We start from the raw sequence: 26,992 nt of genomic DNA on the forward strand, positions 1-26,992 counted from the left end.
CCGGAATATTCCGGTAAAAGGATCAAGGCGGGCGCGGGCGGAACAGGTGTGGAACCGGAGCGGGATGCTAACTTAGGTAAACCTAACCAACCCCGCAGGAGGCCGTGATGGCAGAGCGTCCGGGACGAAAGCCGCGCAAGCCCCATACCGCCCGGGTGCTGCGCACCGAGCGGCTGACCCCGCACATGCAGCGCGTGGTGCTCGGCGGCGAGGGCCTGGCCGGATTCGCCGCGGACACCTGCACCGACCACTACGTGAAGCTGCTGTTCGGTGCCGACGGCGTCACCTACCCGGAGCCGTTCGACCTGGAGCGGATCCGCGCCGAGTTCCCGCGCGAGCAGTGGCCGGTGACCCGTACGTACACCGTGCGGGCCTGGGACCCGGGCCGGCGGGAGCTGACCCTGGACTTCGTCGTCCACGGCGACGAGGGCCTGGCCGGTCCCTGGGCCCTCCGGGCGCAGCCCGGCGACACCGTGCGCTTCATGGGCCCCGGCGGCGCCTACGCTCCCGACCCGGAGGCCGACTGGCACCTGCTCGCCGGTGACGAGAGCGCGCTGCCCGCGATCGCCCGCGCCCTGGAGACGCTGCCCGCCGGCGCCCGTGCGCACGCCTTCGTCGAGGTGTCCGGCCCCGAGGAGGAGCAGCGGATCGACACCGAGGTGCCGGTGGTCTGGCTGCACCGCGGGGGCCGCCCGGTCGGCGAGGTCCTGGTGGAGGCGGTGCGCGCGCTGGAGTTCCCCGAAGGCCGGGTGCACGCCTTCGTGCACGGCGAGGCGGGCTTCGTGAAGGAGCTGCGCCGGCTGCTGCGGGTCGAGCGGGAGTTCCCGCGCGAGGACCTGTCGATCTCCGGCTACTGGCGCCTCGGCCACAACGAGGACGGCTGGCAGGCCTCCAAGCGGGAGTGGAACGCCCGGATCGAGGCCGAGCAGGAGGGCGCGGAGGCAGCGGCGGCCTGAGCGGACGTACAACCGGCGGCGGCACCCGGGCCGGGTGCCGCCGCCGATGTACGTCCGTCGTGGTTCTCAGTCGCCGCGCACGCGGGCGTGCAGGTGCATGTCGTGCCAGCCGTCCGGATGGTTCAGGGCGCTGCGCTTGGTGCCCTCCAGGGCGAACCCGGCCTTGCCGGCGACCCGGCAGGACGCCTCGTTGGCGATGGCGTGCGTGAGTTCCAGGCGGTGCAGGCCCAGCTCCTCGAAGGACCAGTGGGCCAGGGCCGCCGTGGCGCGCACGGCGACGCCCCGGCCCCGCGCCCGCGCCACCGTCCAGTACGCCACCTCGGCGACGCCGTCCCCGAGCTGGATCTGGCGCAGCGCGACCCGGCCCAGCAGCTCGTCCGTCGCTCCCTCCACGACGGCCCACTGCCCCTCGCGCTCGTCCGCCCACCCCTGGTGCCACTGCGTGATCCAGCCGGCGGCCTCCTCGGCGGACTCGCAGGACCTTATGTGCCACTGCCGCAGGACCGGGTCCTGGAAGGCGGCGTGCACCGCGGGCGCGTCCTCGGCCCGCCAGGGGCGCAGGACCAGGCCGTCGCCGGCGGGGAGGGTGGGCTGGGGGGCGCCGGCCAGCGCGCCGGGGGCCACGACCGGGCTGGTGAGATAGGGCATGGTCGTCATCCTGCCGAGTTCGCGGCCATCGGCGCAGCCGATTTCGGCCCCCGTCCCGGTGACGCCGTCCCCGTACCCTTGACCCCGATGAGACGCCGTACGCCGCCCCCGCCCGCCCCGCTCCCCCAGCGCGAAGGGGTCGACCCCGTGCGGGTACGGCTGCCCGTGGACGGGGCGTGGGCCACCGTGCGCGAACACCTGGTGGAGCGGCTGACGGGGGCCGGGCCCGGCACGATCGAGTCGATGTTCGCCGCGGGGCTGGTGGTCGGGGCCGACGGGCGGGCCGTGGCGCCGGACGCGCCGTACCTGCCGGGGATGTACGTCTGGTTCCACCGTGAGCTGCCCACCGAGGTGCCGGTGCCGTTCCCGGTGGAGGTGGTGTACCGGGACGAGCACATCGTGGTGGCCGACAAGCCGCACTTCCTGGCCACGACACCGCGCGGCATGCACGTCGCCGAGACCGCGCTGGCCCGGCTCCGGCGCGAGCTGGGCGTCCCGGCGCTGACGGCGGCCCACCGCCTGGACCGGCTCACCGCCGGACTGGTGCTGTTCACGGTACGGCCCGAGGAGCGCGGCGCCTACCAGACGCTGTTCCGGGACCGGCGCGTACGCAAGGAGTACGAGGCCGTGGCGCCGTACGATCCCGCGCTCACCCTGCCCCGGACCGTGCGCAGCAGGATCGTCAAGGAGCGGGGGGTGCGGGCCGCCCGGGAGGTCGCGGGCGAGCCGAACGCGGAGACCCGGGTGGAACTGGCCGGGCACCGCGCCGGACTCGGCCGCTACCGGCTCGTCCCCACGACCGGCCAGACCCACCAGCTGCGGGTGCATCTGAACAGCCTGGGGGTCCCCATCCTCGGCGACCCGCTCTATCCCGAGGCGGTTGCTTGCGAATCCCCCGGCGCCTTCCGCCGTCCCCTCCAACTGCTGGCCCGGGCACTGGAGTTCACCGACCCGGTCACGGGCGCGGAGCACGCGTTCACCAGCGCGCGCACGCTGAGCGCCTGGACGTCGTACGAGTCGTGGGCCGCCGGGGTCCGGTCCCCGGGAGGGACGTGACTCACTCGCCGCGCCACCAGGCCAGCAGCCGCTGCCAGAAGCCCCGGGGACGGACGGGTTGCGGGTCCGGTGCAGGGGACGGGGGCGGGGTGGGGCCGGGGTGGACGGTGGCCGGCCGGGAGCCGGCGGGCGGCGCCGGGTCGGTGCTCAGGGTGCCGACCTGCCAGTGGGAGCGCTGCTGCGGCACGGGCATGGCCTGCGGCGGCAGGTCGACGTCCTGCTGCGGCTTCGGTTCGAAGCGCACCGGCAGGGCCACCAGGTGCCGGGAGGCGATGGACGACCGCCAGCGCAGGTCCTCCTCGGGGCAGTCGAGCTGGATGTCGGACAGCCGGGTCAGCAGCGCGTCGACGCCGACGTCCGCGATGGCGCGGCCGATGTCCTGGCCGGGGCACTCGTGCGGGCCCCCGCCGAAGGAGAGGTGCGCGCGGTTGCCCTGCATGCTCGCGGACAGGTCGGGCCGGACCCGCGGGTCGACGTTGCCCGGGGCGGGCGCGAAGAGCAGCCCGTCGCCCTTGCGGATCTGCCGGCCGCCCAGCTCGGTGTCCTGCTTGGCGTAGTAGCCGAGGACGGTGCTGAACGGCGGCTCGTCCCAGAGGGACTGCTCGATCGCCTCCGGCACCGTCATCTGGCCGCCGTTGAGCTGGGCGCGGAACCCCGGCTCGGTCAGCACCATGCGCAGCGCGTTGGCGAGCAGGTTGACGGTGGCCTCGTACGCCGCGAAGAGGACGACCCGCAGGTGTTCGCGGACCTCGTCGTCGGTGAGCCCGGCCGGGTGGGTGATGAGGTGACTGGTGAAGTCGTCCTCGGGCTCGGCGCGCCGCCGGGCGGTGAGCCGGCCGAGCGCCTCCATGACGTAGGTGTGGCTCTGGATGGCGGTCTCGGTGCCCTTGAGGGCGTCCCGGGCGGCCTGCACCATCCGGTCGTTGTACTCCTCGGCCATGCCGAGGATCTCGCACATCACGGCCATCGGCAGGTGCTCGGCGAACTGGGAGACCAGGTCGGCCCGCCCCCGCTCGCAGATGCTGTTGACCAGGATCTGGGTGTAGCGGCCGATGTGGCGGCGCACGCTGCGGTGGTCGATGGTCTCCATGGCCGCGGTGACGGCGCCGCGCAGCCGCTTGTGCTCCTCGCCCTCGGCGTGGGAGCAGATGGGCTGCCAGGCGATGTGCGGCATGAGCGGGTGGTCGGGCTTGACCCTGCCCTCGCGCAGCGGGGTCCAGATCCGGCTGTCCCGGGTGAACTGGGAGGCCTGGCGCACCATCTGCAGGTTCTCGGCGTGGCCGAGGACCACCCACATGGGGACGTCGTCGTGGAGGAGCACGGGCGCAACGGGGCCGTGCTCCTCGCGCAGGCGCTCGTACAGCTCGCCGAGGTCCTCCGCTTCGGGGCCGTAGAGCCGGCGCGGTCCCCCGGGGACGAGGCCGTGCGCGGGGCAGCCCGGCGGCGGACCGGAGAGGGTGTCGTGCGTGCCGGTCGGAAAGGAGGGTTCAGACGTCACAGTCGTCGCTTTCGAAAACGGAAAGGGCAGGGGTCGGGGGCTGCCGTCAGGTGAGGGCGCCGGACATGGCGAGCGAGTGCAGGAAGCGCATCAGGGTCAGCAGCACGTCCTTGCTGGAGGCCCGGCGGCGTACGTCGCACTCGATGATCGGGACGTCCGGGCCCAGGTCGAGTGCGATGCGCAGTTCCTCGACGGGGTAACGGGGCGCGTCCGGGAAGGAGTTGACGGCGACGACGAAGGGCACACCGCCCTCCTCCAGCCGCCCCATGACGTCGAAGCTGACCTCCAGGCGCCGGGTGTCGACGAGCACGACCGCGCCGAGCGCGCCCTCGAACAGGCCGTTCCACAGGAACCAGAAGCGCTCCTGGCCGGGGGTGCCGAAGAGGTAGAGCACCAGTTTCTCGGTGATGCTGATGCGGCCGAAGTCCATGGCCACGGTGGTGGCCGTCTTGGAGTCGGAGCCGTAGTCGTCGTCGACTCCGATGCCGGCCTGCGTCATGGTCTCCTCGGTGGTCAGCGGTCTGATCTCGCTGACCGAACCGACCATGGTGGTCTTGCCGACGCCGAAACCGCCCACGATCACGATCTTCACCGCGGCCTGTGCCGTGTGCGGCAGCTGGTCCTCGGTGCGCGGGCCGGGGAGGGTGTCAGAGCCTTTGAAGTCCATGCATCACCGCTTCGAGAAGTGATCGGTCGGGGACGGCCTGGCGGACGATGGGGGCGCGCGCGTGCACCAGTTCGGCCGTGATCAGCTCGGTGAGCAGGACGGTCATCGTGCTGAACGGAAGCCTGAGATAGGCCGAGAGCTCCGCCACGGACAGCGGGGCGCGGCAGAGGCGGAGCACCGCCGCCTGCTCGGGCGTGGCGGAGACCGGTGGCGCGGTGCGCGCCACGATCAGCGTCACCAGGTCGAGTTCGGCGCGGGCGCCGTCGGACCCGGCCACGGAGTACAGCCGTTCCGGGTTCTGCCGCGGCCCCTGGCCGTCCGCCGCCTCCGGCAGCGCGGGCTGCGGCGGCCGGGGAGCCGGTTGCGGCTGCGGGGTCAGGGGCTGCGGCCGGCGCCGCGTGCGTCGTGGAGGGGTCATACGGTCTGCCCGTTCCGCCGGGGCGGACTGGTGAGATGGGCGCCGATCCGGACGACGAGGTCGCGCATCATGCCGCTCATCCGGCCCGGTTCGCAGGTCACGTCGGAGAGCACGGCGAGGAAGGCGCCGGGGCCGGCGTTCATGAGGTAGAAGTAGCCGCCGTCGATCTCGAAGACGACGGTCTTCATGTCGCCGGCCCCGGGCAGCTCCTGGATGATGGCGCTGGCCAGGCTCTGTACGCCCGCGCAGGCGGCGGCCACCCGGTCGGCGGCGTCGGGGTCGCCGCCGTAGCGGGCGATGCGCAGTCCGTCCGCGGAGAGGACCACGATCATCTCGATGCCCGGCACGCCGTCGTTCAGCTGCTTGAGCATCCAGTCCAGGTTGCCTCGCTGCTGGATCACTTGAGGTCCCCCTCGTCGTCGGCCCCGGTGGCGGTCTCGGTGGCGCCCTCGGCGTAGTCGGCCGAATCGTTGAGCAGATGCAGGTACTTGGTCGGGTGGAGCGTGAAGTCGGTCAGTTCGTGGGTGGGGGTGTCCGGCGGCATGCCCTTGCGCAGGCCGTTCCAGAAGTCCTCCATCCACAGGCCCGGCGGCCGGTCCATGAGCTTCTTGCGCTCGGGGTCGATCTCGGGCTCCGGCTCGGGCTCCGGCTTGCGCTGCGACCAGATGGTCGGCCGGCCCTCGCGTTCGGCCCGTTCGATGGCGGCCTGTTCGGCGTACCGCTGGGTGAGCGGGGTCCGCACCCGGCTGCGGCGCTGCGGCAGGCCGCCCGCCGTCCACTCGGTGACCTCGGGGACCTCGTCCTCCAGGGAGACCCCGGCGGGGATCTTGGGGCTGGTGGGGCGGCGCTTCTTGGCCGGGCGCTTGGGGCCCTCGACGGCGTCCGCCGTCGGGATCTGGGCCGCGGCGGCACCGATGCCGTGGGCCTGCACGGCGCCGACGCCGGGCTCGGTGGTCGTCATGACGCGCGGCACCACGAGGATGGCGCGGACCCCGCCGTAGGCGGAGGAGCGCAGCGAGACCTCCATGTCGAACCGCTTGCACAGGCGGCCGACGACGGCGAGGCCGAGGCGCGGGTTCTCGCCGAGGTTGTGGGCGTCCTCACCGTTCTTGGCGTCCTCGATCATCTGCTCGATGCGGGCGCGGGACTCCTCGCTGAGGCTGACCCCGCAGTCCTCGATCTCGATGACGATGCCCGACTGCACCTCGACGGCCGTGACGTGCACCTTGGTGGTGGGCGGCGAGTAGCGGGTGGCGTTGTCGAGGAGTTCGGCGGCGGCGTGGATGACCGGCTCGACCGAGGTGCCCTTGATGTTGATGTTGACGATGGAGGCCAGGTTGATGCGGCGGTACTCCAGGATGCGCGACATGGCACCGCGCAACACGCTGTAGAGGGAGACCGGCAAAGGCCACTGGCGGCCGGGCCGGCCGCCGCCGAGGACGGAGATGGTGTCGGCGAGCCGGCCGATCAGCGAGGTGCCGTGGTCGATGCGCAGCAGGTCGTCGAAGACCTCGGGGTTGCGGCCGTGGTCCTCCTCCATCTCGCGGAGTTCCTGGGCCTGCTGGTGGACGATGGCCTGGACGCGGCGGGCGACGCTCACGAAGGAGCGCTCCGTGGCGTCGCGCATCGAGATCTCCTGGTCGGCGCCGCGCAGCGCCATGCGGATCAGTTCGCGGTAGCCGTCGGGCAGGGAGCGCAGGTAGGGGTCCGCGTCGAAGACGTCGCGGACGACGTTGCGGAGCACCGCGCCGCGGCGCAGCCGGTAGAAGCCGTTGGGCAGGACCTCGGTGGCGAAGCGCTCCATCAGCTCGTTGTGGGCGGCGATCCGCTGCTCCAGGTACGCCGTGTGACGGGCGTGTTCGGCCTGTGCCTCGCGGAGCCGTCGGCCGCGGCGGGCGGCCTCCCCGGCGGTGCCGAGGACCAGCAGCACGGCCAGCGCTCCGCACACGCCGACGGCGAGCCGGGCCGCGGGCGGTACGAGGGCGACGGCGGCGCCGGCCGCCGCGGCCATCACTATCGCCGGCGGCAGGAGCACTCGCGCATAGGGGCGTTCGCGGCGACCGGGAGGCTTCTGAACACTCACCATGGATGCCTTCTGAGACGAATCGGCTGGGTGTCGGGAGGGCTTGCGGGGGGAAGGTACAGATATGTTCGGGACGTACGGCACGTTTGGGAACAGACGCACGAATACGCTCAACTCGGTGCGCCGCGGGCGAGCTTAGTCCGACCGGATCATCGCCGTGTCATATTCGGCAAGCACCTGAAATCGCCCGCACAGGAGGAGTAACCTCAACTCCTTTTACACGCAGGGCTTTTGTTCGAACACGGTAGGTAACACCCGACGGGCGTACGAAACTCACTTACCGTGAAGAGTGAAACGGCGACCGGGGCCGCACCTAGGCGGCCGCGATCGCCGTTCCGGGCGAAGACGGACGGGTCAGCCGACGGACGAGTAGGCCACCACGCCCCGCAGCAACTGGTCGACGGCCTTGCGCGCGGTCTTCGCCACCGTCGAACCCGCCGCGGGAGCCGCCGAGATCTGCCCGAGCACGTCGATGACCTGCTTGCACCACCGCACGAAGTCGCCGGCCGGCATGTCCGCCTCCCGCAGCACCTCGTCGAGCCCCTTGCCGGACGCCCACATGTACGCGGCCCAGGCGAACCCGAGGTCGGGCTCGCGCTGCCCGACACCCTCGGTCTGGCTGATCCGGAAGTCCTCCTCCAGCCCGTCGAGCCGGCCCCAGATCCGGACCATCTCTCCGAGCGCGGCCTTGGCCTTCCCGGAGGGCAGCTTCGGCGCCATGGCGTCGTCGCCGACCCGTGCCTCGTAGACCAGCGCCGAGACGCAGGCGGCGAGTTCGGCGGGTGCCAGGTCCTCCCAGACCCGCTCGCGCAGGCACTCGCTGGCCAGCAGGTCCAGTTCGCCGTACAGCCGCGCGAGCCGCTTGCCGTGCTCGGTGACCTCGTCGCCGCGCAGATAGTCCAGCTCGGTCAGCAGGGCCACGATCCGGTCGAAGGTCCGCGCGATCGTGTTGGTGCGGCCCTCGATGCGCCGCTCCAGCTGCGAGGTGTCGCGCAGCAGCCGGTGGTAGCGCTCGGCCCAGCGGGCGTGGTCCTCACGGTCGTTGCACCCGTGGCACGGGTGCGCGCGGATCGCCGTGCGCAGCCGTGCGATCTCGCGGTCGTCGGCGGCCTGGGACCGCTTCCTGCGTGCCCGCTCCGGCGGGATGTGCCCGGCCTTGGAGCGCAGCGCGGAGGCGAGGTCCCGGCGGGACTGCGGCGAGCGCGGGTTGAAGGACTTCGGGATCCGCATCCGGTCCAGCGGCTCCACCGGCACCGGGAAGTCCATCGACGCCAGCCGCTTGACCTGCCGCTCGGCGGTCAGCACCAGCGGGCGCGGCCCGTCGTGGTGGTCGAGGCCGCGGTGGCCGTCGGAGCGGCCCGCGGGCAGCCCGGGGTCCAGCACCAGGGCGAGGCCCGCGTACTTGCCCGTGGGCACGTGGATGACGTCGCCCGGCTTCAGCTTCTCCAGGGCGACGGCGGCCTCGGCCCGGCGCTCGACGGCGCCCTGCCGGGCCAGCTCGGTCTCCCTGTCCTTCAGCTCCCGGCGCAGCCGCGCGTACTCCTCGAAGTCGCCGAGGTGGCAGGTCATGGAGGCCTTGTAGCCCTCCAGGCCCTCCTCGTTGCGCTGCACCTGGCGGGAGATCCCGACGACCGACTTGTCGGCCTGGAACTGCGCGAAGGAGGTCTCCAGCAGCTCGCGCGAGCGGTGCCGGCCGAACTGCTCGACCAGGTTGACCGCCATGTTGTACGACGGCTTGAAGCTGGAGCGCAGCGGATACGTACGGGTGCCCGCCAGACCGGCGAGGTGCTCGGGGCTCATGCCGCGCTGCCAGAGCACCACGGCGTGGCCCTCGACGTCGATGCCGCGGCGGCCGGCCCGGCCGGTCAGCTGGGTGTACTCGCCGGGCGTGATGTCGGCGTGCTGCTCGCCGTTCCACTTGACGAGCTTCTCCAGCACCACCGAGCGGGCGGGCATGTTGATGCCGAGCGCGAGGGTCTCGGTGGCGAAGACGGCCTTGACCAGGCCGCGGACGAACAGCTCCTCCACGACCTCCTTGAAGGTCGGCAGCATGCCCGCGTGGTGGGCGGCGATCCCGCGCTCCAGGCCCTCCAGCCACTCGTAGTAGCCGAGGACGTGCAGGTCCTCGGTCGGGATGGAGGCGGTGCGCTCCTCGACCAGGGCGCGGACCTGCTCGCGCGCCTCCTCGTCGTTGAGCCTCAGGCCCGCGTACAGGCACTGCTGGACGGCGGCCTCGCAGGCGGCACGGCTGAAGATGAACGTGATGGCCGGGAGCAGGCCCGCGGAGTCGAGCCGCTCGATGACCTCCGGCCGGCCCGGGGTCCACACGCGCGAGCGCTGTCTGCGCTCCCGCTCCCGGTCGGCCTCGCGCATCGCCCGGCCGCGCCTGCGGTCCTGGTACGACGGCCGGGTGGCCTCCATGCGGGCGAGACGGGCCAGATCGGGGTTGACGGCCTTCTTGTGGCCCTCGCCCTCCTCGAACAGGTCGTACATCCGGCGCCCGGCGAGCACGTGCTGGAACAGCGGCACGGGCCGGTGCTCGGAGACGATCACCTCGGTGTCGCCCCGGACGGTGTCCAGCCAGTCACCGAACTCCTCCGCGTTGGACACGGTGGCGGAGAGCGAGACCAGCGTGACCGACTCGGGCAGGTGGATGATCACCTCCTCCCAGACGGCGCCGCGGAAGCGGTCGGAGAGGTAGTGCACCTCGTCCATGACCACATAGCCGAGGCCGAGGAGGGTCTGCGAGCCGGCGTAGAGCATGTTCCGCAGCACCTCGGTGGTCATCACGACCACCGGGGCGTCGGAGTTCACGCTGTTGTCGCCGGTGAGCAGGCCGACCTTCGCCGTGCCGTAGCGGCGGCACAGATCGGCGTACTTCTGGTTCGACAGCGCCTTGATGGGTGTCGTGTAGAAGCACTTCTTGCCCTGCAGCAGCGCGAGGTGGACGGCGAACTCGCCCACGATCGTCTTGCCCGAGCCGGTGGGGGCGGCCACCAGTACGCCCTTCCCCGCTTCGAGTGCCTGGCAGGCCTCGATCTGGAAGGGGTCGAGGCCGAAGTCGTACATCTCGCGGAAGGAGGCGAGGGCGGTGGCCTGCTCGGCTGCCCGCCTGCGGGCTGCCGCGTACCGCTCGGCCGGTGAGAGATCCTCTGTCATCGTACTTTCGAGCGTACCGGGCGCCGCCGACAACAGGACGATCATTATCCGGATCCCCGGCCCGCCGGGAGACGACGGATGCCCCCGTCCCTGGGGGACGGGGGCATCCACGGCGGGGCGGACAACGGTCAGGTCACGTCGTCGTACCCGTTGATCCGGTCCGTGCTCGCCTGCTCGGGCAGCCCGTGGCTGACCGGGACGGGATCGGCCTCGCCGATGTCCTCGGGCGTGAGGTCCAGCTCGGAGGCCTCGTCGTCGGCCGGGCCCGCGGCGTCGCGGCGGCGCCTGCGGCGGTCGTTGAGCAGCGAGAAGCAGCACGCGCCGAAGTACAGCACCCAGATCGGCCCGGCGAGCGCCAGCATGGACAGCGGGTCGGTGCTCGGCGTGGCCACGGCGGCGAACACCGTGATGCCCAGGATCATGGCCCGCCACCAGCCGATCATCCGGCTTCCGGTCAGCACCCCGGTGAGGTTGAGCATGACCAGCAGCAGCGGCAGCTCGAAGGACAGACCGAAGACGATCACCATGCGCGTGACCAGCTGGAGCAGGTCGTCGAGCGGCAGCAGGTTGGCGATCCGGCCGTCCGGGGTGAAGCCGAGCAGCACCTTCGCGGTGGTCGGCAGCACCTTGTACGCGAAGAAGGCGCCGGCGAAGAACAGGGGGGCGCCGGTGAAGACGAAGGCGTACGCGTACTTCTTCTCGTGCCGGTGCAGTCCCGGGGCCACGAAAGCCCAGAGCTGGTAGAGCCAGACCGGCGACGCGAACACGACACCGGCCATCAGCGACACCTGCAGCGCCAGCGTGAAGGGGGCGAGCAGGCCGTTGATCGTGATCTGCGCACACGGCTGCGACTTGGCAGTCGAGTGGGCCAGTTCCGCGAAGCTCTTCCCGCAACCGACCGAGTCGAGGATCGGCTGGGTCAGGAAGTTGATGATGTCGTTGTAGAAGAAGGCGGCGACCACCGTCACCACGACGACGGCCAGCATCGCCTTCGCGAGCCGGTTGCGGAGCTCACGAAGGTGATCCGCAAGGGGCATCCGCCCCTCCGGATCCTTCTCCTTGTTGCGGGCAGACTTGAGCAACCCACGTCCTCATCTCGTGCGGCAGGCCGGGGTCCGGCCCTGCGTCAGCGCTGGGTGGTGTCCGTCGGCTCGTTGACCGGCCGCGAGCTGGTCACGTCGCCGGGGGCCGCCTGGATGGTGCGCTGGGCCGGAGGCTGCTCGCCGGAGGTGGGCGCCTGTGCGGAGCCGTTGCCCTCTTCCTTCATCGCCTTGGCCTCGCTCTTGAGGATGCGCGCGGACTTGCCGAGCGAGCGGGCCATGTCCGGAAGCTTCTTCGCGCCGAACAGCAGGATGATGACGACGAGGATGAGAATGATCTCGGGAGCTCCGAGCCTTCCGAACATAAGTCTTTACCTTCTCACCGAGGCGGCTGGGTGGGGTGCTGTCCGACCAGTCGGACATGTGTCCGATGGTCGTCTGGCAGCGATCGTAGCGCTCAGGGGTAAACGCGAAGCAATCCCCGTGCGTACTCCCGGTCCACGGTACGGGCCTCGTTCTCCGCACCACGACAAGCAGCGTACCTTTCCCGCACGGCAGCATGACAGGGCGAAGTGACGCAAAGCGCTTGCCCCGCAGGGCTCACGGGCACCGCCCGCCGCTGCTCACAGGGTGTCCACCGCACGGGCCGTGCTCACCGCCGCCCGCTCCAGGGCCTCCGCGGCCCGGTTGATACGGCGCGCGGAGTCCGCCACCTGCGCGCCGAGGCGCCGCGCCTCCAGGAACACCCGCACGGCGAGCACCCCCAGGACGGCGAGACCCAGGAAACCCATGGCTACCGCGAACATCGGCCAGAACATGACGTCGAGACTAGACCGTCCGCCGGCCCGGGACGCGACCGGCTACACCGTGGAGTGCAGCCGCAGGGTGCTCACCCCGCCGCCGGTGAGCAGCTCGACGATCCGCTCCCCCGCGGGCTTGCGTACGACGGCGCCGCAGTCGGGGCAGGTGAAGGAGTAGAACGTCGTCCGGCTGCTGGCGCCGATGGCGAGGCGCAGCGCGCTCGCGGCCAGTTCGAAGCGGCCGCGGCAGTCGGGGCAGCCGGCTCTGAACACGACCGGGGCCACTCTGCGCATCCCGGCGAACGCGGTCGCCGCCGTCATCTCACCCGCACGCTCGCTCACAGGCCTCGCTCCTTCTTCTGCTCGTTCGCCGGGCGCGCCGCCGCGGAGTGCCGCGGTCGTGCCGGCTCGCGTCTGCGGCGCCGCCGGTGCCGGCCGCGCGGTCCTGGCCGCGCCGCGCCGGGCGCGCCTCACCGCCCGGAGGCCGCCGGCCGTTCCGTGTCGTACGCCGCCAGTGCCTCCGCCGCCGCTCTCCGGGCGCTCTCGGCCAGGTCCGGCGGGGACACGATCCGGCCGTCGCCGCCGAGCCGCAGCGCGAGCCGGCGCAGGGAGGCCGGATCGGGGGTGCGCAGAGTGATACGCAGCCCGCCGTCGGGAAGCTCATCGGCGCTGTCGTGCGGGTAGTACTCGGCGACCCAGCGGCCGCCGGGGCCGACCTCGACCACGACCTCCGGGTCCTCGGCGGCCGGCTGGACCAGGGCCTCGGACAGGTCGCGCAGTTCTATCTCGGGCGGCGCCGAGGGCTCGTCGAGAATCCTGATCTCGGCGACCCGGTCGAGCCGGAAGGTGCGCCGGGCCTCGGAGCGGCGGCACCAGGCCTCGACGTAGGTGTGGCCGACGCTGACCAGCCGGATGGGGTCGATCTCGCGCTCGGTGACCTCGTCGCGGGCCGGCGAGTAGTAGCGGATCCACAGCCGGCGGCGCTCGGAGATCGCCCGGTCGACGTCGGCGAAGACACCGCCCTCGGACTCGAAGGTCACCGACAGCCGGGAGCTGGCACCGGCGGCCTCGCCGGCCGCGGCCTCGACCTTGGCGGTGGCCCGCAGCAGGGCCTGCCGGTCGCTCTCCCGCAGACCGGGCAGGGTCGACACCGCGCGGGCGGCGACCAGCAGGGCGGTGGCCTCGTCGGCGGCGAGCCGGAGCGGTTCGGCCGCCTCCTCGCCGAGCGCGGCCGGGTTGTGCCACCAGATGCGCTCGCCGTCGGTGTCGATGTCCAGCAGGTCGCCGCCGCGGAAGCTGGTGCCGCACATGGGCAGCAGGTCGAGGTCGGCGACCAGCTCGTCCTCGGTGATGCCGAAGGCGCGCGCGACGTCGGCGATCCGGGCGCCGGGGCGCTCCCTCAGATAGGTCACCAGGGAGAGCATCCGCCGGGTCTGGTCGATCGCGTTGACGGTCCTGGCCGGTTTGGCTGCCACAGTCTCCCCCTCAGCCCTTGGCCACGGCACGCAGCCGGTCCACCACGTCGGCCCGCAGCTCGGCCGGCTCCAGGACCACCACGTCCGGTCCGAACTCCACCAGCCAGGCGTCCAGGCCGTGCCCGTACGGAATCTCCAACTCGTCCCAGCCGTCGCCGAGTTCCCGGACCTCGACGGCTTTCGCCCGAAGGGGGTAACCGGCGCCGGAACGCAGCCGGATCCGCGCCGAGCGGTCGGCGATCTCCCCGGCCCAGCTCTCGACGGTCTCGCGCACGGTGACGACGTCGGGCACGGGCGCGGTGAAGCCCGTACCCCGGGAGCGGACCTTGCCGGTGATCCGGGAGAGCCGGAAGACGCGCTCGGCGCCCCGGCCGCGGTCGAAGCCGGCCAGGTACCAGTGGCCGCGCCAGCACTCCAGCGCCCACGGCTCGACGTGCCGGGGCTCGGGGCGGGCGGCGGATGCCTTGCGGTACTCGAAGACGACGGGGCGCCGGTCGCGGCAGGCCAGCATCAGCGGCTCGAAGGCGGCCTCGTGCACCGGGATGCGCGGTTCCAGGGCGCCGTGTGCCTCGTACGGGTCGACGTCCTCGGGCAGGCCGGCGGCGCGCAGCTTCTGCAGGGCGCCGCTGGCGGCCCCGGCCAGCCGGGCCTGCTGCCAGACCTTGGCGGCAAGACCCAGGGCGGCGGCCTCCTCGGCGTCCAGGGTGATCGGGGGAAGGCGGTTGCTGTCGCGGCGGGCGAGGTAGCCGACCTCGCCGTCCATGTTCTCGACGGTCGCGATGACGAGGCCCAGTTCGCGCAGGTCGTCCTTGTCCCGCTCGAACATGCGGTTGAAGGAGTCGTCGTTGCCCGCTTCCAGATAGGCCTCGATCGACTCCCGCAGCTCGCGCTTGCTGAGCGGCCGGCGGGTGCCGAGCAGACACAGCGCGAGGTTCATCAGCCGCTCGGCCTTGGCAATGGCCATCGACGCCCTTCGCTTCCCTATGGTGCTTCTGACCGATGACCGTACCGCCCCGCGGGGCGGTGACAAAAGCCGAGGGCCCATGCCCGAACAGGCATGGGCCCCAGGTGATCGGATCCGGTCGGACCCGGCCGGCCGATCAGGAGTGGATCACGGGTGGATCAGACCCCGAGCAGGTCCACCACGAAGATGAGGGTCTCGCCCGGCTTGATCGCCGGGGTCGGGCTCTGGTTGCCGTAGGCGAGGTGGGCGGGGATGGTCAGCTGGCGGCGGCCGCCGACCTTCATGCCCTGCACACCCAGGTCCCAGCCCTGGATGACCCGGCCGGCGCCCAGCGGGAAGCGGAACGGAGCGCCGCGGTTCCAGCTGGCGTCGAACTCCTCACCGGTGCTGAACGCCACGCCCACGTAGTGGACGGTGACGGTCTGGCCCGCCTGCGCGACGGGGCCGTCGCCCTCCCAGATGTCCTTGATCTCAAGGTCCGCCGGAGGCTCGCCGCCCGGGAAGTCGATCTCGGGCTTGTCGATGCTCACGTCAAAAGCTCCTGCTTGTGTACGACACGAAACGCGGACAGTCTTTCATCTCCGCGGGCTTCCCGCCCGCCCCGGGAGCCTCCTCCGTCACATGGCCGCGAGGATGTCCACGGTGAACACGAGGGTGGAGTCCTTCTTGATGACGCCACCGCTCGGCGGGGTGTTCCCGTAGCCCAGCTGCGGCGGGACGACGATCAGGACCCGGCTGCCGACCTTCTTGCCGGTCAGGCCCTCGGCCAGGCCCTTGACCGCCTGCTGCATCTGCTCCAGTCCGAACTGGCTGAGCCGCCCCGAGCCGTACGTCCGCTGGAAGGTCTTGCCGCCCTCCCAGACCAGGCCCTGGAACTGGCACAGGACCGTCTGGTCGGCCTTCAGCTCGGGGCCGTCGCCCTCCAGCACGTACTCGGACACGAGCTTCTTCGGCGGGTCGGCCTTGGGGATGGTCACCTTGGGCACCTGGCCGTCGGTGTTGGTGCCCACCTTCGGCAGGGCCGCGTCGGTCTGCGGGACCTCCCGCCCCTTCGCGGAGCTCTTGGAGTTGAAGGAATCGATCAGGTCGATGACGAAGACCAGGGTGTCGGTGCCCTTGATGCCCGCCTGCGGGTTGCCCTCCTTGCCGTAGCCCCAGGTGGGCGGGACGGCGATCTCGACCCGGCTGCCGGTCTTCTTGCCCGCGAGCGCGTACCGCCAGCCGTCGATGATGCTGCCCTTGGCGAGCTGGATGACCAGCGGGCGATGACGGTCGTAGGAATTGTCGAAGACCTTGGCGGTGCTCCAGACCTGGCCGAGGTAGTCGGCCCGGACGAAGTCGTTCTCCGCGATCGTGCGGCCGCTGCCCGCGATCAGCGTCTTCACCGCGATGTTCTTCGACGGCTCGCCCGTGCCCTTGGCGACGGTCGGCTTCTCACCGAACTTCGTGCCCGCCGTGACCGCCGGCAGCGGGCCGTCCACGATCTTGGGCGGCGGCCCGGAGGACCCCGACGGCGACGGCGAGGTGCCGGCCTTGCTGGTGTCGGACTTGTCGTCACCGCATCCGGCGACTGTGACCAGTCCTGCGGGTACGGCGGCCAGGAGGAGTGAACGTCGGCGCACGGAAGAGCCTCGTAATCGATCGATCTTGCGGGTGGCGTGCGCGCAACTCTACGACTTGAGAAGGGCGCCGTACGGGAAACGTACGGCGCCCGTGTGGCGTTCCGGCATATCCGTGCCCGGACGCCCTGCTCGCGGAACCGGCTCTACATTCCGGCGATCAGCTTCTCCACCCGGTCGTCCACCGAACGGAACGGGTCCTTGCACAACACGGTGCGCTGGGCCTGGTCGTTGAGCTTGAGGTGCACCCAGTCGACCGTGAAGTCCCTGCGCTGTTCCTGTGCCCGCCGGATGAAGTCGCCGCGCAGCCGGGCGCGAGTGGTCTGCGGCGGAACCGACTTGCCCTCGAAGATCTTCAAGTCGTTGCAGATCCGGGCGGCTTGCCCCTTCTTCTCCAGCAGGTAGTACAGGCCACGACGGCGGTGGATGTCGTGGTAGGCGAGGTCTATCTGGGCGACCCGCGGGTGCGACATCGTCATGTTGTGCTTGGCCCGGTACCGCTCGATGAGCTTGTACTTCATGACCCAGTCGATCTCGGTCTCGATGCGGTCCAGTTCCTCGTTCTCGATCGCTTCGAGGGTGCGGCCCCACAGCTCCAGGACCTGCGCGACGGTGCCGGTGCGGATGCCCCGGCGGTCGCAGAAGTCCACGGCCTTGTCGAAGTACTCGCGCTGCACCTCCAGCGCGGAGGCCTCCCGGCCGCTGGCCAGGCGCACCTTGCGCCGGCCGGTGATGTCGTGGCTGACCTCGCGGATCGCCCGGATCGGGTTCTCCAGGGTGAGGTCGCGCATCACGGTGCCCGCCTCGATCATGCGCAGCACCAGGTCGGTGGCGCCGACCTTGAGCAACATCGTCGTCTCGGACATGTTGGAGTCGCCGACGATGACGTGCAGCCGGCGGTAGCGCTCGGCGTCCGCGTGCGGTTCGTCGCGCGTGTTGATGATGGGCCGGGAACGCGTCGTCGCCGAGGAGACGCCCTCCCAGATGTGCTCCGCGCGCTGGCTGACGCAGTAGACCGCGCCGCGCGGGGTCTGCAGCACCTTGCCGGCGCCGCACAGCAGCTGCCGGGTGACCAGGAACGGGATGAGGATGTCCGCGAGCCGGGAGAACTCCCCGTGCCGCGCCACCAGGTAGTTCTCGTGGCAGCCGTACGAGTTGCCCGCCGAGTCGGTGTTGTTCTTGAAGAGGTAGACGTCGCCTGCGATTCCCTCCTCGTGCAGGCGTCGTTCCGCGTCCACCAGGAGTCCTTCGAGAATGCGCTCGCCGGCTTTGTCGTGGGTGACCAGCTCGGTCACGTTGTCACATTCGGGGGTCGCGTATTCCGGATGTGAGCCCACGTCGAGATAGAGCCGGGCGCCGTTTCGCAGAAAGACGTTGCTGCTGCGGCCCCATGACACGACACGGCGGAAGAGGTACCGCGCCACCTCGTCAGGAGACAGGCGCCGCTGTCCCCTGAACGTGCACGTGACGCCGTACTCGTTCTCCAGCCCGAAAATGCGGCGGTCCATGAGGGAACATTACGCCCGATCCCCCGAGCTGAAACGGGGTTCGGCAGCACGATTTGGATCATTTTCCGATGAAGCCGCAACGACCGCCCCTCGCGCGGGAGCTGCGAGGACCCCTCCGGTCGCCAGCAGGACCAGCAACGACACGGCCCCGGCGGCCCCCGGGAGCGCGAAACCCCACACGGTGCCACCGGCCTGGACCACCGGCCCGGCCAGGCCCGTTCCGACCGAGGCACCCACGGTGAACGTCGTCACCAGCCAGGAGAACGCCTCGGTGACGGTCCCGCCCGGCGCGTGCCGGTCCACGATGATGAACGCGCAGGCGATGCAGGGCGCCAGGAACACACCGGAGACCACGCTGAGCAGCACCATCGCGACCGGGCCCGGCGTCAGCATCAGCGGCAGGTAACAGACCGCCAGAAGGGCCACCAGCACCCTCAGTCGCCGCTCGGGCACACCGGCCCACCGGCGGGCCCCGTACACGCTGCCGCCGGCCAGCGCCCCGAGACCCAGCCCGGCCATCAGCCAGCCATAGACCACGTCACCGCCGTGACCGTCGGCGTACGACACCGAGGCGACCGTGATGGAGCCCAGCGCGATGCCCACGCACAGGAAGGCGGCGAGCAGGACGAGCAGGCCGGGCGAGCGCAGGGCACCGAGCCAGTGCGCCTCGCGCGGGGCCGAGCGCCACGCCCGCGAGGGCGGCGAGACGACCACGGAGAGCGCGCCGAGCACGCCCAGCAGGCTGAGCACCAGCAGGGCGGCGCGCTCGTCCCACAGCGACACGCACACGGTCACCAGCAGCGGGCCGACGGTGAACATGACCTCCTGGGCGATCGCGTCCATGGCGTACGCGGTGTGCACCTGCTCCTCGCGGTCCAGCACCGAGGGCCACAACGCGCGCAGCCCGCCCTCCAGCGGCGGGGTGAACAGGCCGGCCGCCGCCACGGCCGCGTACGCGAGCGGCAGCGGATCGGTGCCGGCACAGGCGAACAGCACCATGGCGAGCGCGGCGAGGACGGCCGCGGGCAGCTGGACGCGGGGCTGGCCGTACAGGTCCACGAGGCGGCCCAGCACCGGCTGGCCGACCGCGTTGGCGACGCCGTACACCGCCGCGAGGGCGCCGGCGAGGCTGTAGGTGCCGCCCTCGGCGCGCACGAAGAGCACCAGCGCGATGGCGGCGGTGGCGTTGGGCAGCCGGCCCACCAGGGTGCCGGTGAGCAGCCGCAGGGCGTGCCTCGCCCTCAGGATCTCCAGGTACCCCGTGGCCATGTCCTGCCCTTCCGTGGCTCGCCGGGACGCCTCGACGGGCCGAAGTGTTACGTATAACGTCCGTCTTCATACGTACCATGTGCGCTGTTCGCACGTCCAGACGACCGGGAGTGAGTGGTGGCCCGCAGCAGCACGCGCCCGACCAGCCGGGACGTCGCCCAGGCGGCCGGGGTCTCCCAGGCGGCCGTCTCCCTCGTCCTGGGCGACAAGTGGCGCGGCCGGGTCTCGCACACCACCGCCGAACGGGTCCGGGAGGCCGCCCGCGAACTGGGCTACCGGCCCAACCTCGCCGCCCGAAACCTCCGCCTGGGCCGCACCCGCACCGTCCTGCTCGTGGTGCCCGCCCTGACGACGGAGTTCTTCGCCGGCGTCTACACCGGTGCCGCGCGCGTGGCCGCCGAGCACGGCTTCGGCGTGGTCCTCTACCCCTCCCCCGAAGGCATCGGCCCCGCCCGCGACCCCTTCGCCTCCGCGCAGGCCGCCCTGGACGGCGTCCTCGCCTCCTCCATGGCCGCCGACGCCCTCACCGCCATCCGCGGCGACCAGCTGCCCCTGGTCATGCTCGACAGCGACCCCGCGGGCAGCCTGGGCGCCGCGACCGTGAACCTGGACATCGCCGACGGCGTCCGCCAGGTCGCCGAGCACCTGCTGGGCCTCGGCCACCGCCGGGTGCTGCACCTGGCCGCCGACGTGCCCTCGTGGACCTTCGAGGTGCGCGCGAGGGAACTGGCCGCACGCCTGGCCGCCGTCCCGGGCACCGCGGTCCGCACGGCCCGGGCCCCGATCTCCATCGAGGGCGCGCTCGCCGCCACCGAGGCCGCGCTCACCGCGCCCGGACCCCGGCCCACGGCGGTGGTCTGCGACGACGACAAGCTCGCCGCCGGCGCCTACAAGGCGCTGCGCCGCCTCGGCCTGCGGGTCCCCGACGACGTCTCGGTCACCGGCCTGGACGACCTGGCCCTGGCCACCGCCATCGACCCCGAGCTGACGACCGTGCGACTGGACGCCGAACTGTTCGGGGAACGGGGCATGCGGGCCCTGCTGGCCGTCCTGGAGGGCCGGGAGCCGGAAGGCGGGGACATCCCCGTCCGGCTCGTCGTCCGGGGCTCCACGGCGCCCCCACGGGCGTCCGACTAGACGCCGGGTGCCCCGGCCGGAGATCCGGCCGGGGCACCCGGCGACACCCGCGGAAGGCGGTCACTCCTCGTCGGAGTCCTCGGAGCCCTCCGCGCTCTCCGCTTCCGTGCTCGCGCCGTCCGCCGCCAACAGGCGGGCGAGCTGCCGGCCGACGATCCGCTTGAACTTGCGCTTCTGCGGACGCGTGCGGTCCAGCACGGCCACCTCCAGGCGCTCGGCGGGGATCTCCCGCTCACTGCCGTTGGTGTCCCGGGACAGGGCCTGCACGGCCAGCTTGAGGGCCTCCGCGAGGCTCATGCCGTCGCGGTGGCGCTGGTCCAGGAAACTGCTGATCTGCTCGGCGTTGCCGCCGACCGCGACCGAGCCGTGCTCGTCCACGATGGAGCCGTCGTGCGGCAGCCGGTAGATCTGGTCGCCCTCGGGGGTCTCCCCCACCTCGGCCACCACCAGCTCCACCTCGTACGGCTTCTCGGCGGCCGAGGAGAAGATCGTGCCCAGCGTCTGGGCGTAGACGTTGGCCAGACCGCGGGCCGTGACGTCGTCGCGGTCGTAGGTGTAACCACGCAGGTCGGCGTAGCGGACACCGCCGATGCGCAGGTTCTCGTACTCGTTGTACTTGCCGGCGGCGGCGAAGCCGATCCGGTCGTAGATCTCGCTGAACTTGTGCAGCGCGCGGGACGGGTTCTCGCCGACGAACACGATGCCGTCGGCGTACTGCAGCACGACCAGGCTGCGGCCGCGGGCGATGCCCTTGCGGGCGTACTCCGCCCGGTCGGCCATGGCCTGCTGGGGTGAGACATAGAACGGCGTCGACACCGGTTATCCGTCCCTTTCTGTCATGATCACTGGATCACCTCGATATGAAACCGGGCCCGCGCTCAGAGCAGGGCGGCCTTGGGGCCGTCAGGCTCCTCCAGGCGCTTCTGGAGCACCGCGCGGGACAGCTCGGAGGCCTCCTGCTCGGTGAGCCGGCGGAAACCGTCCTCGGTGATCACGGTGATGATCGGGTAGATCCGGCGGGCGACATCGGGACCGCCGGTCGCCGAGTCGTCGTCGGCCGCGTCGTAGAGGGCCTGCACCACGAGCGTGGTGGCCTGCTCCTCGGTCAGGTCGTCCCGGTAGAGCTTCTTCATCGCACCGCGCGCGAAGATCGAGCCGGAGCCCGTCGCCGCGAAGTTGTGCTCCTCGGAGCGGCCGCCCGTGACGTCGTACGAGAAGATGCGGCCCTTCTCGCGGTCCAGGTCGTACCCCGCGAAGAGGGGCACCACGGCCAGGCCCTGCATGGCCATGCCGAGGTTGGAACGGATCATGGTCGACAGCCGGTTCGCCTTGCCCTCCAGGGACAGCTGCGCGCCCTCGACCTTCTCGAAGTGCTCCAGCTCCAGCTGGAAGAGCTTGACCATCTCGACGGCCAGGCCGGCGGTGCCGGCGATGCCCACGGCCGAGTACTCGTCGGCCGGGAAGACCTTCTCGATGTCCCGCTGGGCGATCATGTTGCCCATCGTCGCCCGCCGGTCGCCGGCGAGCACCACGCCGCCGGGGAACGTCACGCCCACGATGGTCGTGCCGTGCGGCGCCTCCAGCACGCCCTGGACGGGCGGCAGCTGCCGGTTGCCGGGCAGCAGCTCCGGCTGGTGCTCGGCGAGGAAGTCCATGAACGAAGAGGATCCTGGCGTCAGGAAGGCAGCTGGTAGACGCCCGGTGCTACGAGTGTTGGCTTCCACAGGTTTCCTTCCAGATAAGCAACAGCGCGACGGCCGACGTCGGGATCGTCCCGCAACTTGCCGATGGCCGAATTGCAGTTGAAGCACAGTACGCCACGGACCCTACCCGTCTTGTGGCAGTGATCCACATGCGCGGGCGGGGCGGCCAGGCAGATCGCGCAGAGCCCGTGCTGGGAGGCGATCAGCGCGTCGTGCTCGGCTTCGGTGAGGCCGTAGTTGCGCTTGAGGTGGTGCTGCCGGCCTTTCACCGCCTTGCACGCCTTGCACAGTGTCGCCAGACCGTCCGGGGCACTGCTGTTCCGAGTCCACTCACCATGCGGCTTGATCTCGCCGCAGGTGCGGCAGTACTTGTGTCCCTCGGGCGCCTGGACCCTTGGACGGACGTTGAGGCCCTTCGCCAGCTGCCGCTGCTGGTGGTAGGCAGCCGCGCACTCCCGGCAATAGGCCTGCAGGCCGTCCCGCATGGACTTGTTCTTCGCGAATGCTGCTCGCGGCTTGTGTTCCTTGCACCGCGAGCAGCGCTTCGCGCTGGCTTCGCTTGCCAACTCAGACCCCCCGGCGACCTTCGATCCGAAGGCTACTCGCCGCCCTTCTGAACGAAGCTTCGAACGAAGTCCTCTGCATTCTCCTCCAGGACATCGTCGATCTCGTCCAGCACCGAGTCCACGTCGTCGCTCAGCTTCTCGTGCCGCTCCTTGAGGTCCTCCGAGGCCTGCGCGTCCTGCGCCTGCTCCTCGACCTCTTCCGTGGACCGGGTGGCCTTCTGCTGGCCGCCGCCGGTGTCCTTGGTCGCCATAACCCTCACCCCGCTCAGTTCGCCTGCCGATCGGTGATGATCAGACCCTATAGTCCGGGTCCGACATCGGCCCCGCAGTTTCCACAACATGCGGGGGCCACCTGGATGATTCCCGGGCGGTGGGGTTTCCACCCCGGCCGCCGGGGTCGGAACGAGTACCCGCTGATCGCGCTCAGCTCCCGGACAGCACCCTGACCAGGTCTTCCGCGGTACGACAGCGGTCCAGCAGCTCCTTGACGTGATTTCGCGTTCCGCGTAGCGGCTCCAGGGTTGGAACGCGCTGGAGGGAGTCGCGGCCGGGCAGGTCGAAGATGACCGAGTCCCAGCTCGCGGCGGCGACGTCGTCCGCGTACTGCTCCAGGCAGCGTCCGCGGAAGTACGCGCGCGTGTCCTCCGGCGGCTTCGTACGTGCCCGGTCGACCTCGGTCTCGTCCAGCAGCCGCTTGATGCGCCCGCGGGCCGCCAGGCGGTTGTAGAGGCCCTTCTCGGCGCGTACGTCGGCGTACTGGAGGTCGACGAGGTGCAGCCGGGCCGCGTCCCAGTCGAGGCCGTCGCGCCGGCGGTAGCCCTCCATCAGCTCCCGCTTGGCGACCCAGTCCAGCTCGCCGGCCAGGCTCATCGGGTCGTTCTCCAGCCGGGTGAGGGTGTCCTCCCAGCGGCTGAGCACGTCCTTTGTCTGGTCGTCGGCGTCGGCGCCGAAGCGCTCCTCGACGTACTTGCGGGCCAGCTCGAAGTACTCCATCTGCAACTGGACCGCGGTGAGTGTGCGCCCGCTGCGCAGGGTGACCAGGCGCTTGAGGGAGGGGTCGTGCGAGACCTGGTGCAGGGTGCGCACGGGCTGGTCGACGGCGAGGTCCACGGCGATGAAGCCGTCCTCGATCATGGACAGCACCAGGGCGGTCGTACCCAGCTTGAGGTAGGTGGAGATCTCCGAGAGGTTGGCGTCGCCGATGATCACGTGCAGCCGGCGGTACTTCTCGGCGTCCGCGTGCGGCTCGTCGCGGGTGTTGATGATCGGGCGCTTGAGCGTGGTCTCCAGGCCGACCTCGACCTCGAAGTAGTCCGCGCGCTGGCTGAGCTGGAAGCCGTGTTCGTGCCCGTCCTGGCCGATGCCGACGCGGCCCGCTCCGGCGAAGACCTGGCGGGAGACGAAGAAGGGGGTGAGGTGGCGCACGATGTCCGAGAACGGGGTCTCCCGCTTCATCAGGTAGTTCTCGTGCGTGCCGTAGGAGGCGCCCTTGTTGTCGGTGTTGTTCTTGTAGAGGTGGATCGGCTGGGCGCCGGGCAGCTGCGCCGCCCGCTCGGCGGCCTCGGCCATGATCCGCTCGCCGGCCTTGTCCCACAGGACGGCGTCACGGGGGTTGGTGACCTCGGGGGCGCTGTATTCGGGGTGGGCGTGGTCGACGTACAGGCGGGCACCGTTGGTGAGGATCACATTGGCCAGGCCGATGTCCTCGTCGGTGAGCTGGCTGGCGTCGGCGGCCTCCCGGGCGAGGTCGAAGCCTCGCGCGTCCCGCAGCGGATTCTCCTCCTCGAAGTCCCAGCGGGCCCGGCGGGCCCGGTGCATCGCCGCCGCGTAGGCGTTGACGATCTGGGACGAGGTGAGCATGGCATTGGCGTTCGGGTGGCCGGGGACGGAGATCCCGTACTCCGTCTCGATGCCCATTACTCGCCGTACGGTCATGCGGCCCTCCTTGCCCGGCGGCACCCTCGGTCGTGGGCGCCGCTCAAGTACCGCCGGCGCTTCGGTGCGTGTGCGGTGCCCGTCCCCGCACGGCGCGACTCGGCGGCAGGAACGAGCCTAGAACGCCTTTGCGCTGGTGGGGAGATCATTTGCGTCATTGACTGCTCCGGTCGTGGCCCGAAAAACAGTCGGCTGCCGGTACCCGCCGAGGGCACCCGCAGCCGCCCTGCCGTTACAGGTACTGACCGGTGTTCGCCACCGTGTCGATGGAGCGTCCGGTGTCCGCGCCCTGCTTTCCGGTGATGAGGGTGCGGATGTAGACGATCCGCTCGCCCTTCTTTCCGGAGATCCGGGCCCAGTCGTCCGGGTTCGTGGTGTTGGGCAGGTCCTCGTTCTCCTTGAACTCGTCCACGCAGGCCTGGAGGAGGTGGGAGACGCGGAGGCCCTTCTGGGTCTTCTCCAGGAAGTCCTTGATCGCCATCTTCTTGGCGCGGCCCACGATGTTCTCGATCATGGCGCCGGAGTTGAAGTCCTTGAAGTAGAGGACTTCCTTGTCGCCGTTGGCGTAGGTGACCTCCAGGAAGCGGTTCTCCTCGGACTCGGCGTACATGTGCTCGACCGCGGTCTGGATCATGCCCTGGACCGTGGCGCTCTTGTCGCCGCCGTGTTCCGTGAGGTCGTCCGCGTGCAGCGGCAGACGCTCGGTGAGGTACTTGCCGAAGATGTCCTTCGCCGCCTCGGCGTCCGGACGCTCGATCTTGATCTTCACGTCGAGCCGGCCGGGGCGCAGGATGGCGGGGTCGATCATGTCCTCGCGGTTGGAGGCGCCGATCACGACCACGTTCTGCAGGCCCTCCACGCCGTCGATCTCGGCGAGCAGCTGCGGGACGATGGTGTTCTCCACGTCCGAGCTGACACCGGAGCCACGGGTGCGGAAGAGGGACTCCATCTCGTCGAAGAAGACGATCACGGGGGTGCCTTCGCTGGCCTTCTCACGCGCACGCTGGAAGACCAGGCGGATCTGCCGCTCGGTCTCGCCGACGTACTTGTTGAGCAGCTCGGGGCCCTTGATGTTCAGGAAGAAGCTCTTGCCGGCGGCCTGGCCGGTGACTTCGGCGACCTTCTTGGCCAGCGAGTTCGCGACGGCCTTGGCGATGAGCGTCTTGCCGCAGCCGGGCGGGCCGTAGAGCAGGACGCCCTTGGGCGGGCGCAGCTCGTGCTCCTTGAACAGGTCCGGGTAGAGGTACGGCAGCTCCACCGCGTCCCGGATGGCCTCGATCTGGTTGCCGAGGCCGCCGATCTGCTCGTAGCCGATGTCGGGGACCTCTTCGAGGACCAGTTCCTCGACCTCGCTCTTGGGCACGACCTCGTAGACGTAGCCGGAGCGGGGCTCCAGCAGGAGGGCGTCGCCGGGGCGGATGGTGACGTCCAGCAGCGGCTCGGCGAGCCGTACCACCCGCTCCTCGTCGGTGTGCCCGAGCACGAGGGCGCGCTCGCCGTCCTCCAGGATCTCCTTGAGGGTGACGATGTCGCCGACGCTCTCGTATTCCATGGCCTCGACCACGTTGAGCGCCTCGTTGAGCATGACCTCCTGGCCGCGCCGCAGGTCGTCGAGCTCGACGCTGGGGCTGACGTTCACCCGGAGCTTGCGGCCCCCGGTGAAGATGTCGGCGGTGCCGTCCTCGTTCGCCTGCAGGAAGACACCGAAGCCGGCCGGCGGCTGAGCGAGCCGGTCGACCTCCTCCTTGAGGGCCACGATCTGGTCGCGGGCCTCGCGGAGGGTGTTGGCCAGTCGTTCGTTCTGGGCGGACACGCCGGCCAGGTTGGTCTGCAGCTCGACGATCCGCTCTTCGAGAATCCTCGTGTGGCGCGGAGAGTCGGCGAGCTTGCGGCGCAGGACGGCGATCTCCTGCTCAAGGTAGGCGATCTGCCCGGCCGGGTCTTCGGACCCTCGTCCCGGGCGGATGCCGCGGTTCATGTCGTCGTCGTGGGCTGCCACGGTCCTCACCTCCTCCAAGGGGAGCTGGACGCTTCCAGACCCTACCTGGGTGGGTGTCGATTGAAACCCCTAGATCACAAAGACTGTCAAGGTGTGTCGTCGGTCACCCGGTGCACACTCCCTCGCACGGAGGGGATACCCACTCAACGTGAGGGGAAAGCCGCTTGTTCCATGCTTGGCGCGGTCGAATCCCTCCGCTACGGGCCGGAGTTGTCCGCTGGTGGCCGATCGGCCGGTCCGCGGGCAGCACACAGGGCGCTCGTACGATCATCACGCAGAGCGACGGCGTCGGTGGGCGTGGTCACCGCCACGGTGGCCTGAAGTGATCGACCTGGCCACCGGGGTGCCCGTGTCCCGGTCCGGCGCTGGTACCCGAGCGGGCGGGACCGGAAACCCGGAACCGGTGCCACCGGGCCGCGGGGCGGGCGGAGGTAGGGTCGGGGGTGTCCAACAGCCGCTGGAGCGGACCCGGCTGGCCCTCGCGGCCCCGGG

The 26,992-nt window shown here is 70.9% G+C and carries 26 protein-coding genes; 3 read left to right on the forward strand and 23 right to left on the reverse strand.

Annotated features, from left to right (window positions below):
- Positions 1-107 precede the first annotated feature (107 nt).
- A complete protein-coding gene (locus tag IG05_RS0119045) occupies positions 108-956 on the forward strand; it encodes a siderophore-interacting protein (protein ID WP_030344074.1) in 849 nt (282 codons plus the stop codon).
- 66 nt (positions 957-1,022) lie between these two features.
- Here the strand turns inward: IG05_RS0119045 and IG05_RS0119050 are convergent, their stop codons facing one another.
- Positions 1,023-1,604: a GNAT family N-acetyltransferase gene (locus tag IG05_RS0119050; RefSeq protein WP_030344076.1), complete on the reverse strand. Its 582-nt coding sequence runs from the start codon at positions 1,602-1,604 to the stop codon at positions 1,023-1,025.
- 87 nt (positions 1,605-1,691) lie between these two features.
- Here IG05_RS0119050 and IG05_RS0119055 point away from each other — a divergent pair, with 87 nt between their 5' ends.
- A complete protein-coding gene (locus tag IG05_RS0119055; protein WP_030344077.1) occupies positions 1,692-2,660 on the forward strand; it encodes an RluA family pseudouridine synthase in 969 nt (322 codons plus the stop codon).
- Position 2,661: 1 nt separating this feature from the next.
- On the opposite strand, the gene IG05_RS0119060 is transcribed toward IG05_RS0119055, so the two are convergent.
- From IG05_RS0119060 to IG05_RS0119135, 16 genes are all read right to left on the reverse strand, one after another.
- Positions 2,662-4,158: a cytochrome P450 gene (locus IG05_RS0119060; RefSeq protein ID WP_030344079.1), complete on the reverse strand. Its 1,497-nt coding sequence runs from the start codon at positions 4,156-4,158 to the stop codon at positions 2,662-2,664.
- A gap of 46 nt (positions 4,159-4,204) precedes the next feature.
- Positions 4,205-4,825 (reverse strand): GTP-binding protein, encoded by a 621-nt coding sequence (locus tag IG05_RS0119065; RefSeq protein ID WP_030344080.1) that lies wholly within the window; start codon positions 4,823-4,825, stop codon positions 4,205-4,207.
- Entirely contained in the window at positions 4,806-5,243 is a 438-nt protein-coding gene (locus IG05_RS0119070) for a DUF742 domain-containing protein (protein ID WP_030344082.1), read from the reverse strand. The genes IG05_RS0119065 and IG05_RS0119070 overlap by 20 nt, the downstream gene beginning before the upstream one ends.
- Positions 5,240-5,644 (reverse strand): roadblock/LC7 domain-containing protein, encoded by a 405-nt coding sequence (locus tag IG05_RS0119075; protein WP_030344084.1) that lies wholly within the window; start codon positions 5,642-5,644, stop codon positions 5,240-5,242. The genes IG05_RS0119070 and IG05_RS0119075 overlap by 4 nt, the downstream gene beginning before the upstream one ends.
- Positions 5,641-7,329, reverse strand: a complete 1,689-nt coding sequence (locus tag IG05_RS0119080; RefSeq protein WP_199808343.1) for a sensor histidine kinase — start codon at positions 7,327-7,329, stop codon at positions 5,641-5,643. Before IG05_RS0119080 ends, IG05_RS0119075 begins: the two co-directional genes overlap by 4 nt.
- A gap of 351 nt (positions 7,330-7,680) precedes the next feature.
- On the reverse strand, positions 7,681-10,530 hold the full coding sequence (locus IG05_RS0119085) for a DEAD/DEAH box helicase (protein WP_030344087.1): 2,850 nt from the start codon (positions 10,528-10,530) through the stop codon (positions 7,681-7,683).
- A gap of 83 nt (positions 10,531-10,613) precedes the next feature.
- Positions 10,614-11,567 (reverse strand): twin-arginine translocase subunit TatC, encoded by a 954-nt coding sequence (gene tatC, locus IG05_RS0119090; protein WP_030344089.1) that lies wholly within the window; start codon positions 11,565-11,567, stop codon positions 10,614-10,616.
- Positions 11,568-11,611: 44 nt separating this feature from the next.
- Positions 11,612-11,890 carry a Sec-independent protein translocase subunit TatA gene (gene tatA / locus IG05_RS0119095; RefSeq protein ID WP_030344090.1) on the reverse strand — a complete coding sequence of 93 codons (279 nt, stop codon included), beginning with the start codon at positions 11,888-11,890 and terminating at the stop codon, positions 11,612-11,614.
- A 258-nt stretch (positions 11,891-12,148) separates the two neighbouring features.
- Entirely contained in the window at positions 12,149-12,343 is a 195-nt protein-coding gene (locus IG05_RS0119100) for a hypothetical protein (protein ID WP_030344092.1), read from the reverse strand.
- A 42-nt stretch (positions 12,344-12,385) separates the two neighbouring features.
- Positions 12,386-12,646, reverse strand: coding sequence for a hypothetical protein (locus tag IG05_RS0119105; protein ID WP_030344094.1), 261 nt, complete (start codon positions 12,644-12,646; stop codon positions 12,386-12,388).
- Positions 12,647-12,795: 149 nt separating this feature from the next.
- Positions 12,796-13,800: a helix-turn-helix transcriptional regulator gene (locus tag IG05_RS0119110; RefSeq protein WP_030344096.1), complete on the reverse strand. Its 1,005-nt coding sequence runs from the start codon at positions 13,798-13,800 to the stop codon at positions 12,796-12,798.
- A 10-nt stretch (positions 13,801-13,810) separates the two neighbouring features.
- Complete coding sequence (locus tag IG05_RS0119115; protein WP_030344097.1) at positions 13,811-14,764, reverse strand: helix-turn-helix transcriptional regulator; 954 nt, start codon at positions 14,762-14,764, stop codon at positions 13,811-13,813.
- A gap of 158 nt (positions 14,765-14,922) precedes the next feature.
- Positions 14,923-15,294 carry an FKBP-type peptidyl-prolyl cis-trans isomerase gene (locus IG05_RS0119120; RefSeq protein ID WP_030344099.1) on the reverse strand — a complete coding sequence of 124 codons (372 nt, stop codon included), beginning with the start codon at positions 15,292-15,294 and terminating at the stop codon, positions 14,923-14,925.
- 87 nt (positions 15,295-15,381) lie between these two features.
- Positions 15,382-16,386, reverse strand: coding sequence for an FKBP-type peptidyl-prolyl cis-trans isomerase (locus tag IG05_RS0119125; protein WP_030344100.1), 1,005 nt, complete (start codon positions 16,384-16,386; stop codon positions 15,382-15,384).
- A gap of 143 nt (positions 16,387-16,529) precedes the next feature.
- Positions 16,530-17,891, reverse strand: a complete 1,362-nt coding sequence (gene pafA, locus IG05_RS0119130) for a Pup--protein ligase (RefSeq protein ID WP_030344102.1) — start codon at positions 17,889-17,891, stop codon at positions 16,530-16,532.
- Between the two features lie 9 nt (positions 17,892-17,900).
- On the reverse strand, positions 17,901-19,160 hold the full coding sequence (locus IG05_RS0119135) for an MFS transporter (protein ID WP_030344103.1): 1,260 nt from the start codon (positions 19,158-19,160) through the stop codon (positions 17,901-17,903).
- A 117-nt stretch (positions 19,161-19,277) separates the two neighbouring features.
- Here IG05_RS0119135 and IG05_RS0119140 point away from each other — a divergent pair, with 117 nt between their 5' ends.
- Positions 19,278-20,297: a LacI family DNA-binding transcriptional regulator gene (locus IG05_RS0119140; RefSeq protein ID WP_030344105.1), complete on the forward strand. Its 1,020-nt coding sequence runs from the start codon at positions 19,278-19,280 to the stop codon at positions 20,295-20,297.
- A gap of 60 nt (positions 20,298-20,357) precedes the next feature.
- Here IG05_RS0119140 and prcA read toward each other — a convergent pair whose 3' ends face one another.
- The 6 genes from prcA to arc form a co-directional block, all read right to left on the reverse strand.
- A complete protein-coding gene (gene prcA / locus IG05_RS0119145) occupies positions 20,358-21,113 on the reverse strand; it encodes a proteasome subunit alpha (protein WP_030344106.1) in 756 nt (251 codons plus the stop codon).
- Between the two features lie 62 nt (positions 21,114-21,175).
- Complete coding sequence (gene prcB / locus IG05_RS0119150) at positions 21,176-22,021, reverse strand: proteasome subunit beta (protein ID WP_037814215.1); 846 nt, start codon at positions 22,019-22,021, stop codon at positions 21,176-21,178.
- Complete coding sequence (locus IG05_RS0119155; protein WP_107051381.1) at positions 21,973-22,485, reverse strand: endonuclease VII domain-containing protein; 513 nt, start codon at positions 22,483-22,485, stop codon at positions 21,973-21,975. Before IG05_RS0119155 ends, prcB begins: the two co-directional genes overlap by 49 nt.
- A 113-nt stretch (positions 22,486-22,598) precedes the next feature.
- Positions 22,599-22,817 carry a ubiquitin-like protein Pup gene (locus tag IG05_RS0119160; RefSeq protein WP_020939002.1) on the reverse strand — a complete coding sequence of 73 codons (219 nt, stop codon included), beginning with the start codon at positions 22,815-22,817 and terminating at the stop codon, positions 22,599-22,601.
- A 172-nt stretch (positions 22,818-22,989) separates the two neighbouring features.
- Positions 22,990-24,501, reverse strand: coding sequence for a depupylase/deamidase Dop (gene dop / locus IG05_RS0119165; RefSeq protein WP_420707607.1), 1,512 nt, complete (start codon positions 24,499-24,501; stop codon positions 22,990-22,992).
- Between the two features lie 232 nt (positions 24,502-24,733).
- The gene (arc, locus tag IG05_RS0119170; RefSeq protein WP_030344112.1) at positions 24,734-26,500 is read right to left on the reverse strand and encodes a proteasome ATPase; all 1,767 of its coding nucleotides are present in this window, start codon (positions 26,498-26,500) and stop codon (positions 24,734-24,736) included.
- Positions 26,501-26,992 lie beyond the last annotated feature (492 nt).

The sequence above is a fragment of the Streptomyces sp. NRRL S-1022 genome (genome assembly GCF_000720135.1).
Lineage (GTDB): Bacteria > Actinomycetota > Actinomycetes > Streptomycetales > Streptomycetaceae > Streptomyces.